The organism is Arthrobacter sp. NPDC057009 (assembly GCF_042673905.1).
GTDB lineage: Bacteria > Actinomycetota > Actinomycetes > Actinomycetales > Micrococcaceae > Arthrobacter.
Genome location: NZ_JBHUSB010000018.1, coordinates 97,861 through 112,123, shown reverse-complemented (window position 1 = coordinate 112,123; position 14,263 = coordinate 97,861). Strand labels below are relative to the sequence as shown.

At 68.0% G+C, this 14,263-nt stretch carries 14 protein-coding genes; 8 read left to right on the top strand and 6 right to left on the bottom strand.

What is annotated here, in order from left to right:
• Positions 1–507: 507 nt before the first annotated feature.
• A complete protein-coding gene (locus ACFTR6_RS17580) occupies positions 508–1,131 on the top strand; it encodes an endonuclease domain-containing protein (protein ID WP_377958795.1) in 624 nt (207 codons plus the stop codon).
• Between the two features lie 80 nt (positions 1,132–1,211).
• On the opposite strand, the gene glpX is transcribed toward ACFTR6_RS17580, so the two are convergent.
• Positions 1,212–2,234, bottom strand: coding sequence for a class II fructose-bisphosphatase (gene glpX, locus ACFTR6_RS17575; protein WP_377958804.1), 1,023 nt, complete (start codon positions 2,232–2,234; stop codon positions 1,212–1,214).
• 193 nt (positions 2,235–2,427) lie between these two features.
• Here glpX and ACFTR6_RS17570 point away from each other — a divergent pair, with 193 nt between their 5' ends.
• The 3 genes from ACFTR6_RS17570 to ACFTR6_RS17560 all read left to right on the top strand — a co-directional run bounded on the left by ACFTR6_RS17570 (position 2,428) and on the right by ACFTR6_RS17560 (position 5,263).
• Complete coding sequence (locus ACFTR6_RS17570) at positions 2,428–3,123, top strand: DUF4245 domain-containing protein (protein ID WP_377958794.1); 696 nt, start codon at positions 2,428–2,430, stop codon at positions 3,121–3,123.
• Between the two features lie 10 nt (positions 3,124–3,133).
• Positions 3,134–3,748 (top strand): carbonic anhydrase, encoded by a 615-nt coding sequence (locus ACFTR6_RS17565; protein WP_377958793.1) that lies wholly within the window; start codon positions 3,134–3,136, stop codon positions 3,746–3,748.
• 87 nt (positions 3,749–3,835) lie between these two features.
• Positions 3,836–5,263 (top strand): class II fumarate hydratase, encoded by a 1,428-nt coding sequence (locus tag ACFTR6_RS17560; protein WP_076798377.1) that lies wholly within the window; start codon positions 3,836–3,838, stop codon positions 5,261–5,263.
• A gap of 226 nt (positions 5,264–5,489) precedes the next feature.
• Here the strand turns inward: ACFTR6_RS17560 and ACFTR6_RS17555 are convergent, their stop codons facing one another.
• Positions 5,490–6,041, bottom strand: a complete 552-nt coding sequence (locus ACFTR6_RS17555) for an A24 family peptidase (protein WP_087873623.1) — start codon at positions 6,039–6,041, stop codon at positions 5,490–5,492.
• Positions 6,042–6,099: 58 nt separating this feature from the next.
• On the opposite strand from ACFTR6_RS17555, the gene ACFTR6_RS17550 reads away from it, so the two are divergent.
• From ACFTR6_RS17550 to ACFTR6_RS17540, 3 genes are all read left to right on the top strand, one after another.
• Complete coding sequence (locus tag ACFTR6_RS17550; RefSeq protein ID WP_087873624.1) at positions 6,100–6,897, top strand: hypothetical protein; 798 nt, start codon at positions 6,100–6,102, stop codon at positions 6,895–6,897.
• 83 nt (positions 6,898–6,980) lie between these two features.
• A complete protein-coding gene (locus ACFTR6_RS17545) occupies positions 6,981–7,535 on the top strand; it encodes a hypothetical protein (RefSeq protein ID WP_377958792.1) in 555 nt (184 codons plus the stop codon).
• Positions 7,536–7,601: 66 nt separating this feature from the next.
• The gene (locus ACFTR6_RS17540) at positions 7,602–8,252 is read left to right on the top strand and encodes a GNAT family N-acetyltransferase (protein WP_377958791.1); all 651 of its coding nucleotides are present in this window, start codon (positions 7,602–7,604) and stop codon (positions 8,250–8,252) included.
• A gap of 59 nt (positions 8,253–8,311) precedes the next feature.
• Here the strand turns inward: ACFTR6_RS17540 and ACFTR6_RS17535 are convergent, their stop codons facing one another.
• Both ACFTR6_RS17535 and ACFTR6_RS17530 read right to left on the bottom strand, forming a co-directional pair.
• The gene (locus tag ACFTR6_RS17535) at positions 8,312–9,748 is read right to left on the bottom strand and encodes a PhoH family protein (protein ID WP_377958790.1); all 1,437 of its coding nucleotides are present in this window, start codon (positions 9,746–9,748) and stop codon (positions 8,312–8,314) included.
• A gap of 271 nt (positions 9,749–10,019) precedes the next feature.
• Positions 10,020–10,781 (bottom strand): isoprenyl transferase, encoded by a 762-nt coding sequence (locus tag ACFTR6_RS17530; protein ID WP_076803496.1) that lies wholly within the window; start codon positions 10,779–10,781, stop codon positions 10,020–10,022.
• 300 nt (positions 10,782–11,081) lie between these two features.
• On the opposite strand from ACFTR6_RS17530, the gene ACFTR6_RS17525 reads away from it, so the two are divergent.
• Positions 11,082–11,723 (top strand): hemolysin III family protein, encoded by a 642-nt coding sequence (locus ACFTR6_RS17525; RefSeq protein ID WP_076803497.1) that lies wholly within the window; start codon positions 11,082–11,084, stop codon positions 11,721–11,723.
• On the opposite strand, the gene ACFTR6_RS17520 is transcribed toward ACFTR6_RS17525, so the two are convergent.
• Both ACFTR6_RS17520 and ACFTR6_RS17515 read right to left on the bottom strand, forming a co-directional pair.
• Entirely contained in the window at positions 11,704–13,899 is a 2,196-nt protein-coding gene (locus ACFTR6_RS17520) for a thioredoxin domain-containing protein (RefSeq protein ID WP_377958789.1), read from the bottom strand. The two genes, ACFTR6_RS17525 and ACFTR6_RS17520, sit on opposite strands and share 20 nt — an antisense overlap.
• Positions 13,877–14,155: a hypothetical protein gene (locus ACFTR6_RS17515; protein WP_377958788.1), complete on the bottom strand. Its 279-nt coding sequence runs from the start codon at positions 14,153–14,155 to the stop codon at positions 13,877–13,879. Before ACFTR6_RS17515 ends, ACFTR6_RS17520 begins: the two co-directional genes overlap by 23 nt.
• Between the last annotated feature and the right edge of the window lie 108 nt (positions 14,156–14,263).

Below are 14,263 nucleotides of genomic sequence, written 5' to 3'. Positions count from 1 at the left end.
GCCCCCTCGCGGTCGCGCCAACGTACTGTTGGGCCCCCCGGTGGGCGCGCTAAGTAACTGTTGGGCCCCCTTTGCCCCCCCCACCGGGGCCCAAATGTGTACGTTCGCGCGCTCTCCCTGGTTTGTGCCTGTGGATAACCTCCCGAGACGCACCTGCCCGTTAGACACTGAAGCATGGGTCTCTCACCTCTGCCCCCGGACTTGGTCGCCGGATCATTCACATCCTCGGACGCTGCCGCGAGTGGTGTAACCCGGAAACGCCAGCGCCAGCCGGACTTGGCCATTCCTTCGCGCGGGATCCGGGTTCCACTCGGAGGAGAGGCCACCATAGCCGCTAACTTGCGCGCCTATTCCGCTCTCGATGACGCTTCCACCCTCACCCACCACTCCGGGGCGCGGATCTGGGGTTATGGCCTTCCGGCATGGATGCAGGAGGACTGGAGAATCCACGTCGCGCGCGAGAGAGATGCCAGCAAGCCGAGGCGGCGAAACGTCGTTGGTCACCGCATGACTTTCAAACCCGGCGAGGTGGTGATCCACGACGGCGTCCGGGTCACCTCGCCGGCAAGGACGTGGCTTGACCTCGCGGGCCTGCTCAACGTTGACGAACTGATCGCAGCGGGTGATTCGGCGGTGCTTGCCCACGGATCCGACTTCCCCGTACCCCGGGCTCCACTGGCAACGATTTACGACCTGCACCGCATGGTGGCTTCGCATCCTGGCATGCGGGGAATTAAGACGGCGCGGCTCGCCCTTCCAGAAATACGCGTTGGAGCCGATTCACCCCAAGAGACCAAAATGAGGCTCATTCTTGCCCGCACCAAGCTCGGCGAGCCGGTTCTGAACCATGTCATCCGCAACTCCTGGGGTCAGCCTGCGGTCTGGCCGGACGCTGCCTATCCGGAACACCGTCTGGCGCTGCAATATGACGGCGGGCATCATTCGGATCCAGTACAGGCAGCACGTGACAGGAAACGCCAGGAGGTCACGGAGCGCCTGGGGTGGACCGAGCTCCGAATTTTCAAGGACGATCTCGACGGCGATAAGCCGTTCGTCGTCGAAAAGGTCAGGGCAACATTGCAGGGGCTGCTGCGGCGCCAGGCATCAGGAACCTGGGGCTCCGCCCCGTGAGGAAAGCGCGAACGTACAGTTGTGGCCCCAAATCCGATTGGAAATGGGGCCACAACTGTACGTTCGCGCTAGAAGGGGGGCTAGCTCTTGCGGGCGTAGCCTTCCCACTTGCTGGCCTGGTGCTCGCCGTCCACGAAGCGGATGGTGCCGGACTTGGAGCGCATGACGATCGACTGCGTCATGACCTTCTCCTTGTTGTACCGGACGCCGCGGAGGAGGTCGCCGTCGGTGATGCCGGTGGCGGCGAAGTAGCAGTTGTCGCTGGTGACGAGGTCATTGGTGGACAGGACCCGCTCGAGGTCGTGGCCGGCGTCGATCGCCTTCTGCTTCTCGTCGTCGCTCGTGGGCCACAGCCGGCCCTGGATCACGCCGCCGAGGGACTTGATGGCACAGGCCGCCACGATGCCTTCCGGGGTGCCGCCGATGCCCATGAGGGCGTCCACGCCGGTGCCGGAGCGGGCAGCCGCGATGGCACCAGCGACGTCGCCGTCCATGATGAACTTGGTGCGCGCGCCGGCTTCGCGGATCTCCTCCACCAGCGGGCGGTGGCGGTCACGGTCCAGGATCATGACGTTGAGCTGGTTGACCTTCACGCCCTTGGCCTTGGCGATCAGGTGCAGGTTCTGCTTGACCGGCAGGCGCAGGTCCACCATGTCTGCGGCCTCGGGACCGGTGACCAGCTTCTCCATGTAGAACACGGCGGAGGGGTCGAACATGGAGCCGCGCTCAGCGACGGCCAGGACTGCCAGCGCGTTGTTGATGCCGAGGGCGGTCAGGCGGGTTCCGTCGATGGGATCGACGGCGACATCGCACTCGGGGCCGGTGCCGTCACCCACCTGTTCGCCGTTGAACAGCATCGGGGCTTCGTCCTTTTCGCCTTCGCCGATGACCACGACGCCGTTGAAGTGCACCGTCTGAAGGAAGGAACGCATGGCGTCGACGGCGGCACCGTCCGCCTTGTTCTTGTCGCCGAATCCCACCCAGTGGCCGCCGGCGATGGCGGCAGCTTCGGTAACGCGGACGAGTTCAAGGGCGAGGTTGCGGTCCGGCTCGTCGGTTCCGACGGCGAGCGACGGAGAAAGCGTTGAGTACTTCTGGCTGATGGACGCTGATGACACGTGAACCTCTTCTTCGAGTGGCGATCATTGAACCCGCGAGGCCTGAGTAGACCATCGCGGTGATTCCTCTGTAACTGATCATAGTCGTGGCGCGGGCTCTCCGGCGGCGGATGACCGCACCCCGTAACGGACGGCCGGCCTCACCGCCCCGGGCTTCGAATGTGAGTTCGGACCCCGCATGCGCGACTATAGAAGGGTGAGTGATACGCAGGACCAGTCCACCCCCTCGAGCCACGTTCAGGCTCCCAACCCCTCCCCGGCGCCGGGCAGCCAGCCCGTCAAGCCCGTAATCGCCGCGGCTGCTGCGAAGCGGGCCAATGCCTCGGTGATCGGAATGATCATCGCCCTGGTGGTGAGCGTCGCGGCGTTCCTGCCCATCGTCCTCATGAACCCGTCCCCGAAGTCGGACGGCTACCGCCCCAATATCGATGTCAGCGCCGTGGCCACCAACGCCAAGGGTGTGGCGGGATTCACACCTGTGGCCCCCGCGCCGGGCGACACATTCCGCCCGAACTACGCCCGCTGGGCTGCTGGCAGCGGCACCGGAGTCGCGGCCTGGGAGGTCGGGTACGTCACCCCCAAGGAAAAATTCATCGGCCTGACCCAGACCAGCAAGGCCAACCCCACCTGGCTCCTGCAGCAGACCAAGAACGCCCCCGTCACCGGCACCCGCAACGCCGGGGGCAAGGAGTGGGAGCTCCACGACACCGGCAAGGGCGAGAAGAGCATGGTGCTCGCCTACCGCGGCTCAACCGTCGTCCTGGCGGGAGACGCCAACCTGGAGGAGTTCGCGGTCCTGGCTGCCGCCGTCGTGAAATCTCTGGAAAGTAACCCTGCTGTCATTGTTTCCCCCTCGCCGAGCCCCGCGCCGTAAGGTGGGGCGGGTGACCACTTACCTGACTCCTGCCCTGGCCTGGCGCCGTCTGCGCGAAGGCAACGAACGCTTCGTCACCGGTGAATCCTCCCACCCCAACCAGGACGCCTCGCGGCGGTCCTCGCTCGTGGAGAACCAACACCCTTTCGCCGTGATCTTCGGCTGCTCGGACTCGCGGCTCGCCGCCGAGATCATTTTCGACGTCGGGCTCGGTGACGTCTTCGTTGTCCGCACCGCCGGCCAGGTCATCGACGACGCCGTCCTCGGCTCACTTGAGTACAGCATCGGCGTGCTGGGCGTGCCGCTGATCGTGGTGCTCGGCCACGACAGCTGCGGGGCCGTCAGCGCCACGAAGGACGCCGTCGAAACCGGCCAGATGCCGGCGGGCTTCATCCGCGACCTCGTGGAGCGCATCACGCCGTCGGTCCTCACCTCCCTGCGCAACGAGCAGACGGAGGTCAACGACATGGTGGTGGAGCACGTCAGGCAGACCTCACATCGCCTCGTGGACAGCTCGCGTGTGATTTCGGACGCAATCGAGTCCGGCCGGACAGCTGTCATCGGCCTCTCCTACAGCCTCGGCGAGGGCCACGCGGAGCTTGTTTCCGGAATCGGCGACCTCTAAAGGCAGCCTGAAAACGCCCGGGCGGGCCGCATGAAGCATGCCGTTCACGGTTTTCGATGCGGCGCCCGGGCGTCCTAAGCTAGCCCCATGACTTCCACTGAAGAGTTCCGCATTGAACATGACACGATGGGCGAAGTCCGCGTCCCCGTGAACGCCCTGTACCGCGCGCAGACGCAACGTGCAGTCGAGAACTTCCCGATCTCCGGAAAAACCCTGGAACGTGCCCACATCGAAGCACTGGCCCGGGTCAAGAAGGCCGCTGCCCAGGCCAACGCTGAACTGGGTGTGCTCGACGGCGAGCTGGCCAAGGCGATCGCGGACGCCGCCGACGAGGTGGCCACGGGCAAGTACGACGGCGACTTCCCCATCGACGTTTTCCAGACCGGCTCCGGCACGTCCTCGAACATGAACACCAACGAGGTCCTCGCCGAGCTGGCAACGCGCGCCCTGAAGGCCGCCGGCAGCGACAAGGTGGTCCACCCCAACGACCACGTCAACGCCTCGCAGTCCTCCAACGACGTGTTCCCCACCTCCGTCCACGTTGCAGCCACCTCGGCCCTGATCAACGACCTCATTCCGGCCCTCGGCTACCTCGCCGAATCACTGGAGCGCAAGGCCGTCGAGTTCAAGGACGTCGTCAAGTCCGGCCGCACGCACCTCATGGACGCCACCCCGGTCACCCTCGGCCAGGAATTCGGCGGCTACGCCGCGCAGGTCCGCTACGGCATCGAGCGCATCAACGCCGCACTCCCCCGCGTCGCCGAAGTTCCCCTCGGCGGCACCGCCGTGGGCACCGGCATCAACACCCCGGCCGGCTTCCCGGAGCGCGTCATCGAACTGCTCGCCACGGACACCGGCCTGCCGCTGACCGAAGCACGCGACCACTTCGAGGCGCAGGCCAACCGCGACGGCCTCATCGAGGCCTCCAGCCAGCTGCGCAACATTGCCATCTCCTTCATGAAGATCAACAATGACCTGCGCTGGATGGGCTCCGGCCCCAACACCGGCCTCGGCGAAATCGCCATCCCGGACCTGCAGCCGGGCTCCTCGATCATGCCGGGCAAGGTCAACCCCGTCATCTGCGAGGCGTCCATCATGGTCTGCGCCCAGGTCATCGGCAACGACACCGCCATCGCCTGGTCCGGCACCAACGGCGCCTTCGAGCTGAACGTCGGCATCCCGGTGATGGCCGCGAACCTGCTCGAGTCCGTCCGCCTGCTGGCCAACACCAGCCGCGTCATGGCTGACAAGATGATCGACGGCATCACCGCCAACGTGGAGCGCGCCCGCTTCCTCGCCGAGGCCTCGCCGTCGATCGTCACCCCGCTGAACAAGTTCATCGGTTACGAAAACGCAGCCAAGATCGCCAAGACCGCGGTGGCCGAGGGTCTCACCGTCCGCCAGGCCACCGAGAAGCTGGGCTTCGTCGGCGAAGGCGAAGGCAAGGTTTCCGAAGCGGATCTCGACAAGGCCCTGGACGTCACCACCATGACGGCCCCGGCCCACAAGGCCTAGGTCTCCCCACCGCCTCTGCGGAGGCGCCAATAAAGTACGACGGCGGTCGCCCACCTTCCTCGCGAAGGCGGACGGCCGCCGTCGTTCTTTTTGGGCCGCAACTGTCCGTTCCCGCTCAGGTTTGGGGCCACAAGTGTCCGTTCGCGCTTCCAGGGGGCCACAACTGTACGTTCGCGCTCAGGTGTGGGGCCACAAGTGTACGTTCGCGCTCGGTGGGAGGTGGAGGTCAGGCGGGCAGCAGCACCATCGCCGCGGCCGCGCCGGCCAGCATGAACGGCCCGAACGGAATGGCCGACTTGAGCGTGCCGCGCCGCAGCGCCAGCACGCCGATGCTCCAGAGGCCGCCGAGCAGGAACGCGGCGAACGTCCCCGCAAACACATGCGGCCAGCCAAGGTAACCCAGGTACAGCCCGAGGACACCGGCGAGTTTCACATCACCGAACCCCATGCCGGGCGGGTACACCAGCCGCAGCAGGAAGTAGAACAGCCACAGCACCGCTCCCCCGGCCAGGATCCGCAGCGCCGGGACGCCGAAAAGGCGGGCCCCGCCGTCGGGCACTCCGGACGGATCACCGACGGCGAGGGTCAGCACCGCGCCCAGCAGCAGCGCGCCGGCCACGGCATAGGAGGGGAAGACGATCCGGTTCGGCAGCAGGTGGTGCCGGACGTCGATTACCGTGAGCCGCACCGCCATTACGGCAAAGTAGGCGCACGCGGCGAGCACCAGCCAGAATGCGGCGGGTGCGGCTTCCCAGAGTTCCCCCAGTCTTTGGATCACCCTCGGATGCTACTGGATTGCCCGTCCCGGCGCTGGGGGCCGCGCGTAAACTGTGGATATGGTGACCTGGGACGCCAAACACGCGCAGGAGCATGGCGGCGATGCTCCGCCCACATCGGCTGCCTCCTTTCGCAATCTATGCCGCTCGTCCCCGTGGAAATGGCAGTCCCTGCGCTTCGAATACACCGAAACTCCGGGCAGCGGACCTCCCGCCACTGACATGGTCCGCGCCTGGCTGCGCCGTCCCGGCGCCCTCCGCCTGGAGTCCGCCGACGGCACCCTGCTCGGCAGCACCACAGGCATCAACGATTCCCGCGACGGCCTGTACATCAGCGCCACCCGGAAGTCCTGGCTTCTTCCTGCGCACCTGGTCACGCCGGTCTATGACGACGGCGGGCTGGTGCGGCGCCGCCCGGAGGCCGCCTACGGGGAACCCTCCTTCGGAAACGGCCGCTTCGCTGCCGCGCTGGATCCGGTGGAGCTGGCGGGCAATGCCCCGGTGCCCCTGGAGTTCCCCAACGCCAACGCCGTCGAAGTGCTGGAGCCCGTCCAGGAGGTGACTTACGAGGGCCGTACGGCGCTGGAAACCGTGGTGTCCCCGAACCCCGGCTACCGTCCGCTGGATCCGGCAACGCCCCTCTGCGGCCCGGGCCGGACCAGGATCCGCGTTGATGCCGGCACCGGTGTGTGCGTGGCCGCCGAACCGCTCGACGGCGGCGGGCAGCTTCCCGGGCACCGCATCCGGATCCTGGCCGTGGACGAGTACATGCTGGACGATCTTTTCGTGGCCCAGCCGATGAACCTCACAGACGTGCGCGAGCACATCCCGTGGCCGCTGCGGCCCAACCCTGCGTGACCGGCCGCTGCGTCTGACCGGGACGCCCGGAATGCGGGGTGCAGCGCAGGTTTTCTCCAACCTGGCCGCCGCACACTCGTGCCATGTCAGCCATGGTCCCGGATGTCTCGAGAACCGACGCGGGGGACGCCGGGTCGCCCCGTTCCCGGCGCCGGAGGAAGCTGCTGCTGATCCCGCTCTCCCTGCTCTGCGCCCTGGGGCTTCTGCTGGGATATCTCTTCCTCACCGCCAAACCGGAGCCCAGCACGCCGTTGGGTGCTAGCGCGGTGATTCCCGGCGGGACGGCGCGCGTCAGCGATGTGGTCCCGCTGGAAAAGGACGGCTGGCTTCCGCCGGAGCGCGTCCAGGTGCTGGACGCCGGCCCGTCGGCGGGGACCCACCGGGTGCGCATCCTGGTGCAGTTCACGGCCCTGGACGGCGACGGCATCGGCCTGGACACGTCACAGTTCGCGGTGACGGGGCTGGGCGCCGGCAGCATCCGTCCGCTGTGGGCGGCACCCGGGAAGGCGCAGCTGCGGCAAGGTGACTCAGCCGATGCCACCCTGGTGTTTGAGCTTCCCAACCGGGCAGTTGCCCTGGTGCTGGAGGGGCCGGATAACACCCGGCTGTCCCTCGGCCTGTCGCACCACACCGGCTGACGGCCCGGCGGCCGGCAGCCCCCCGGCCGGCAAGGGCGCTCCCCGCAGATCGGTTAGGCTTCCGGCATGACCGAGCTGACCTCCGTGTGGCCTCCGTTCGCCCTCACCCTGAGCACGCCCAGGCTCACACTGCGGCCCCTGCGCGACGACGACATCCCCAAGGCCGTTGAAGCGGCGGCCAGCGGCATCCACGACCAGGGCCGGAACCCGTTCAGCACGCCCTGGACCGCGGTACCCGCCGAGGAGCTCGGCCCCACCATGGCCCGCTGGTACTGGCAGTGCCGCGCTGCCTCCACGCCGGAGTCCTGGACGCTGGCACTGGGCATCTGGCACGACGGCACCTTCCTCGGCTGCCAGGACATGGCAGCGCGGGACTTTTCCATCCTTCGCACGGTCACCACCGGATCGTGGCTGCGGAGAAGCGCCCAGGGGCGCGGCTTCGGCAAGGAGATGCGGGCCGCCGTCGCGCTTTACGCCTTCGACTGGCTCGGCGCTGACGTGTGCGAATCCGACGCGGCACACTGGAACGCCGCATCGCTGGGCGTCTCCCGCGCTCTCGGCTACGAACTGAACGGCGTCACCCGCATGTCCTGGGCCGGGAAACCGGAAACAGTCCAGCGGGTACGCCTCACGCCGGAAACCTTCAACCGCCCCGACTGGCAGCTAAAAGTGGAAGGCCACGAACCGACGGCGAAGTTCCTCCTGGGAGTCAACTAGGGCGGCGGGGCGCCGTTGCCGTGGAAGCAGCGCGGCAACGGCACCCCGCCGTCGTCGAACTAAGCCCCTTCGAGCAGGTCCGTGACGAGCGCCGCGATGGGCGAGCGTTCGGAGCGGGTGAGGGTGATGTGGCCGAAGAGCGGGTGGCCCTTGAGCGTTTCGACGACGGCTGCGATGCCGTCGTGCCGTCCGACCCGGAGGTTGTCGCGCTGTGCGACGTCGTGGGTGAGGACGATCTTCGAGTTCTGCCCGATCCGGCTCATGACGGTCAGCAGGACGTTCTTCTCCAGCGACTGGGCCTCATCCACGATCACGAAGGCGTCGTGCAGGGAACGGCCGCGGATGTGGGTCAGCGGCATGACCTCCAGCATGCCGCGGTCCATGACCTCCTCCACGACTTCCTGGCTCACGAGCGCGCCCAGGGTGTCGAAGACCGCCTGCGCCCAGGGGTTCATCTTTTCCGCCTCCGAGCCCGGCAGGTAGCCGAGCTCCTGGCCGCCCACGGCGAACAGCGGACGGAAGACGATCACCTTGCGGTGCTCGCGGCGCTCCAGCACCGCTTCCAGGCCGGCACACAGGGCGAGGGCTGACTTGCCGGTGCCTGCGCGTCCGCCCATGGACACGATGCCCACGGCCGGGTCCATCAGCAGATCGATGGCGAGCCGCTGCTCCGCGGAGCGTCCGTGGAGTCCGAAGATGTCGCGGTCGCCCCTGACCAGGCGGACCTGTTTGTCGGCGCCGACCCGGCCCAGGGCGGACCCGCGGCTGGAGAGCACCACGAGGCCGGTGTTGACGGGCATCTCGGCGGCCGCCGGGATGAAGACGGGCTCATGGCCGTAGAGCGTGGAGATTTCCTCTTCGCTCGCATCGATCTCCGCCACCCCGGTCCACCCGGAGTCCTTGACGAGCTCGTTGCGGTATTCATCGGCCAGCAGGCCCATGGCCGAGGCCTTCACCCGCATGGGGAGGTCCTTGGACACCACGGTGACGTTGCGCCCCTCGTTGGAGAGGTTCTTGGCGACGGCGAGGATGCGGCTGTCGTTGTCCCCTGCGCGGAATCCGGCCGGCAGGACTTCGGCCGAGATGTGGTTCATCTCGATCATGAGCGTACCGCCCGCGTCACCCAGCGGGATGGGCCGGTTCAGCCCGCCGTGCTGGATGCGGAGATCATCAAGGAGCCGGAGCGCCTTCCGTGCAAAGTAGCCGAGTTCGGGGTCGTGCCGCTTCCCTTCAAGTTCGGTGATCACCACGATCGGCACTACGACCTCGTGCTCCGCAAACCGCAGCAGGGCGCGGGGGTCGGAGAGCAGCACGGAGGTATCGATGACGAAAGTGGAGACTGCTGGCTGGGATTCAGTCCGTGGGCCGGAAACAGCAAGACCGGCTGCGGCGTCTTTCATGTCCGCACCGGTCTTTGAATTGGCTCGCTTGGCGCGAGAGGTAGCCTTCTCACCCTTGTCCGTGATGACGTCGGGCAGTTGTTCAGAAATAGCCACATCGACTCCAGCCCCGGGGCGCACGCCCGGAATTGTTATTGGTGAGGCGGTTCGGCCACGAGGCCGGATCCGGCCTCCCATACAGCCGGTGCGAAAAATCGCTCCATGTACTGGCCTCCCCGATCAGCCGGCGGTTTGCCTGCTGATGGGTTTAACGTAAATCGGCCCGCAGTAATTTCCAACGTCTTCTTCCGGCGATTCCTGTTGCCGGCGCGTGAATTCGGAGTGAACGGAAACAGCCCATAGCAGGGCCGCCAGACAACGGAAGGGGCTAGGAACCGAAGCGCCGCTGCCGGCCCGCGTAGTCACGGAGGGCGCGCAGGAAATCGACCTTCCGGAAGGCCGGCCAGAGTGCCTCGCAGAAGTAGAACTCGCTGTAGGCGCTTTGCCACATGAGGAAACCCGAGAGCCGCTGCTCCCCGGACGTCCGGATGACCAGGTCCGGATCGGGCTGCCCGCGGGTGTAGAGGAAGCGTGAGATGTCCTCCACGCTCAGGGAATCCGCGAGCTCGGTGATGTCGGCCTTGTGCGCCACGGCGTCGTGCAGCAGCTCGCGTACCGCGTCCACGATTTCGCGCCGGCCGCCATAGCCGACGGCCACGTTCACGTGCAGTTTCTCGCGCACCGGCGTCCGGGCAGTGAGCTTGGTCAGGCGGTCCGCCAGGTAGTCCGGGAGCAGCTCCGGGGCGCCCATGGCGTGCACCGAGATGTCCTCATCCTCGTCCAGCCGGTCCAGCGTGTTGGCGATGATGCCCATGAGGAGATCGAGCTCCTCGCCGGAACGGCTCATGTTGTCCGTGGAAAGCATGTACAGGGTGACCACCCGGACGCCAAGCTCCTGGCACCAGCCGAGGAACTCGTGGATCTTGTCGGCGCCGGCCTGGTGGCCCTGGCTGGTCGGGGCATTGAACTGCCGCGCCCAGCGCCGGTTGCCGTCCACCATGACGCCAATGTGGCGGGGGATCCGTTCCGGCTCCAGGGACCGCAGCAGCTTGCGCTCGTAGAAGCCATAGAGGAACCCGGGCCATTCCATCCGGAGATTCACCTGACTTCCTGCTGTACGACTTTTCTGCAAGTCCTAGGCTACCGCCCGCAGGCCGGGGCCGTGTGCAGGTGCCCGCAGAGCGGTCCGGCGGACGAGCCTTCCAAGCACCAGGACCGGAACACTACCGGCAGGTAACTTACTGAACCGTAGGTTATTCTGGAGGGCATGAAGAGCAATGCCCCGGATGGCAGGCCGGGCGGGCCGGACCCGGAGCCTGCGGAGCGGAACCCAGGCCGGCAGCCGGCCCCGGCAACAGAGCCAAGCGCCGTGGACGACGCCGCGGAACGCATCGCAGAACTGCTGACCATCAAGCCAAAGTGGCGGGGATGGATCCACACCGTCACCGCCCCGTTAGCCCTGGCTGCGGGGATTGTCCTGGTTGCGCTGGCTCCCACGGCGGACCGCAAGATCACGTCCGCCATCTATGCCCTGACCGGGGTCCTGCTGTTCGGAGTCAGCGCGGTCTACCACCGCGGCAACTGGTCCCCCGGGGTCAAGCGCGTCCTCAAACGGCTCGACCACACCAACATCATGCTGGTGATTGCCGGCAGCTACACGCCGCTCGCGTGGAGCCTGCTGGACAGGCCGGCGGCGGAGGTCCTGCTCTGGCTGATCTGGCCCGCCGCGGTCCTCGGGGTGCTGTTCCGGCTGCTGTGGACCGACGCCCCGCGCTGGCTGTACGTGCCCATCTACATCGGCCTCGGCTGCGGGTCCCTGTTCTACCTGCCCGCGTTTTTCGCCGCGAGCGTCCCGGCGGCACTGCTCATCTGCATCGGCGGCGCACTGTACATCGCCGGGGCCGTGTTCTACGCGCTCAAGAAGCCCAACTTCAGCTACCGGCACTTTGGCTTCCACGAACTGTTCCACGCGTTCACGGTGCTGGCCTTCGGCGCGCACTTCGCGGCCATCCTCATGGCCGTGCTGAGCTGACCCGCTCGAGCGCCTCCTCAGCGGTTGCCACCGGCCGGTCACAGACCATGCCGCGGCACACATACACCAGCGGCTCTCCGCCGGGTCCGGCCGTCCTGTGCCGCAGCAGCGGCACTTCTGCCGGCGTCCCGCCGTCGTCCGCGTCCCCTGCCGCCACCACCAGCCCCGGGCTCGGGGACAGCAGCAGCGCGCGGTGGAGGGCGTCCCGCTCCGGACCGGGAGGCCCGACGACGGCGGCCTCCACCGGCCCGGCAAGCGCGGCCTGCGCTGTGGCCAGGAGCCAGCCCGCCACGCGCGGTGCCCGTGTTGCCAGCGGGGGCACCAGTGCCAGGATGTTCGCGGAGATGGTCCGGTGTTCGGCCGAACCGGACAGGGCAGCGTAGCTCAGCAGGACGCCGGCGAAGGCGGCCGCGCCGCTGGGCGTCGCGTTGTCGAAAGGATCCAGGCCCGGCGTTCCGCCCTGGGCGCTGACCACCTGCTCCGATTCCCCCGCCGAGTCGGCGAGTCTGCCGCCGTCGACGAACCGGGTGCAGGCGGCCTGGATCAGTGCCTCGGCGAGCGCGTACCAGCGGCCGGCGCCTGTGGCCGCATACAGGGCCAGGAAGCCGTCCGCGCAGAACGCGTAGTCCTCGAGCAGGCCGCCGATCCCCCGGGCTGCGCCGCTGTGCGACACCCGGACCAGTTGCCCGGCCGCCTGCGGCCCGCCAGATTCCGGCCGCCAGTGGACCCGTTCCAGGTAGCCGGCGATCCGGCCGGCAGCGTCCACCAGGTCCGGCCGGTCCAGGACGGCGCCGGCCTCCGCGAGCGCCGCCACGGCGAGCCCGTTCCAGCCGGCCACCACTTTCTCGTCCCGCTCGGGCTGCGGCCGCCGTGCCCTTGCTTCCCGGAGGCGGCCCCGCACCTCCTGCCAGAGCCGCACCTCGTCTGAGTCCAGTGCCCGGCCCGGGTGCAGCGGCGAGCCGAGCTCCGAGACGGTGCCGCGGGGGCCGATGTTCATCATCCAGGCGACGGCGGTGGCGTCCTCCGCGCCAAGCACCTGTTCGAGATCCGCGGGAGTCCAGAGGTAGCTGCCCCCTTCGTGGTGCTCCCCGTCCACCACGGAGTCCGCATCCAGCGAGGACGCCAGCCCGCCCTCCGGAAGCCCCAGCGCGGCGAGCATCCATTCGGCGGTCCGCGCCGCGACATCCGCAGCCTCGGCGGCCGGGAACCCTGCAGTGCCGCCCAGCCTGATCCAGTGGACGTAGGTCCGCAGCAGCTGGGCGTTGTCGTAGAGCATCTTTTCGAAGTGCGGAACGGACCAGTCCCGCGTCACCGAGTAGCGGGCGAAACCGCCGTCGAGCTGGTCAAAGAGAGCCGAGCGGGCCATGGCCGCGAGGGTGCGCCCGGCCATCTCCCGGGCTTCACCGGCCGTGTCCGAGGGGACCGCCGCGTGCCGGATCAGGAACTCCAGAACGGCCGACGGCGGGAATTTGGGGGCGGTGCCGAACCCGCCGTCGTCGGGGTCTTCGGACCCGGCCAGGGAACGGACGGCGGCCGGCAACAGGCCGGCGTCGGGCAGTTCCGGGGGCCGGGACACGTCCACGGCGGCGGCGAGCTGCACCTGGCCCATGTTCTGCGCGAGCGAGCGGGCGTTTTCCTCGACGGCGCCGCGGCGTTCTACCCAGGCCTCGGACACAGCCTCAAGAACCTGGCGGAAGGAGGGGCGCCCGGGCATGGGACGGGGCGGGTAGTAGGTGCCCGCGTGGAAGGCCAGGCCCGCGGGGGTCAGGAAGACGGACATGGGCCAGCCGCCCTCGCCGCTGATGGCCTGGGTAGCGGCCATGTACACCGAGTCCACGTCCGGACGTTCCTCGCGGTCCACCTTGACCGGCACGAAATGGCTGTTCAGGTAATCGGCGGTGGACTGGTCCTCGAAGGATTCGCGGGCCATGACGTGGCACCAGTGGCAGGCGGCGTAGCCGATGGAGAGGAACACCGGAACGTCCCGGGACGCGGCAGCCGTAAAGGCGGCGTCCCCGAACGGCTGCCAGTGCACCGGATTGCCGGCGTGCTGGCGCAGGTAGGCAGAGGGTTCAGCGCCGAGGGCGTTGCGCTCCCCCGGCCGGGGATCCCCTGGCCGGGGTTGCCCTGGTGCGGGCGGACCTGATCGGGGATCAGGTGTCGGTGCGGCCTGCATTGCCGTTGGCGGCATCGTCGCGGGCAATGTCTGCCGCCTCGGCGGCAGCCTGGCGTTCTTCCTCCACCTGCGCACGGTACCGCACGCGGCGGATGCGGCGCACCATGTCCACGATCAGCAGCGCGGTGAGCACCACGATGAAGGCGGTCAGCAGGAAGCCCAGCAGGCCGGGCGTGACCTGGTCCTCGGACAGGCCGGGGCGCAGCGACGGCGAGGGTGCCGGGGACGCTGCCAGGGCGATGAGCAAATGGTGCACTGTTCAAACCTTCTCAAGGCTGGGCCGCCGTCGGCAGCATGGGCTAACGTCCGGCCCGTTGGTACGCGCGCGGCCGCGGCCGCACGGTGTTGTCCGCAGGGTACGCGG

Coding starts and splice junctions, on each gene's coding strand:
- ACFTR6_RS17580 (WP_377958795.1), top strand. CDS start 508: ATGACTTTCAAACCCGGCGAGGTGGTGATCCACGACGGCGTCCGGGTC.
- ACFTR6_RS17570 (WP_377958794.1), top strand. CDS start 2,428: ATGCGCGACTATAGAAGGGTGAGTGATACGCAGGACCAGTCCACCCCC.
- ACFTR6_RS17560 (WP_076798377.1), top strand. CDS start 3,836: ATGACTTCCACTGAAGAGTTCCGCATTGAACATGACACGATGGGCGAA.
- ACFTR6_RS17550 (WP_087873624.1), top strand. CDS start 6,100: ATGGTGACCTGGGACGCCAAACACGCGCAGGAGCATGGCGGCGATGCT.
- ACFTR6_RS17545 (WP_377958792.1), top strand. CDS start 6,981: ATGTCAGCCATGGTCCCGGATGTCTCGAGAACCGACGCGGGGGACGCC.
- ACFTR6_RS17540 (WP_377958791.1), top strand. CDS start 7,602: ATGACCGAGCTGACCTCCGTGTGGCCTCCGTTCGCCCTCACCCTGAGC.
- ACFTR6_RS17530 (WP_076803496.1), bottom strand. CDS start 10,781: ATGGAATGGCCCGGGTTCCTCTATGGCTTCTACGAGCGCAAGCTGCTG.
- ACFTR6_RS17520 (WP_377958789.1), bottom strand. CDS start 13,899: ATGCAGGCCGCACCGACACCTGATCCCCGATCAGGTCCGCCCGCACCA.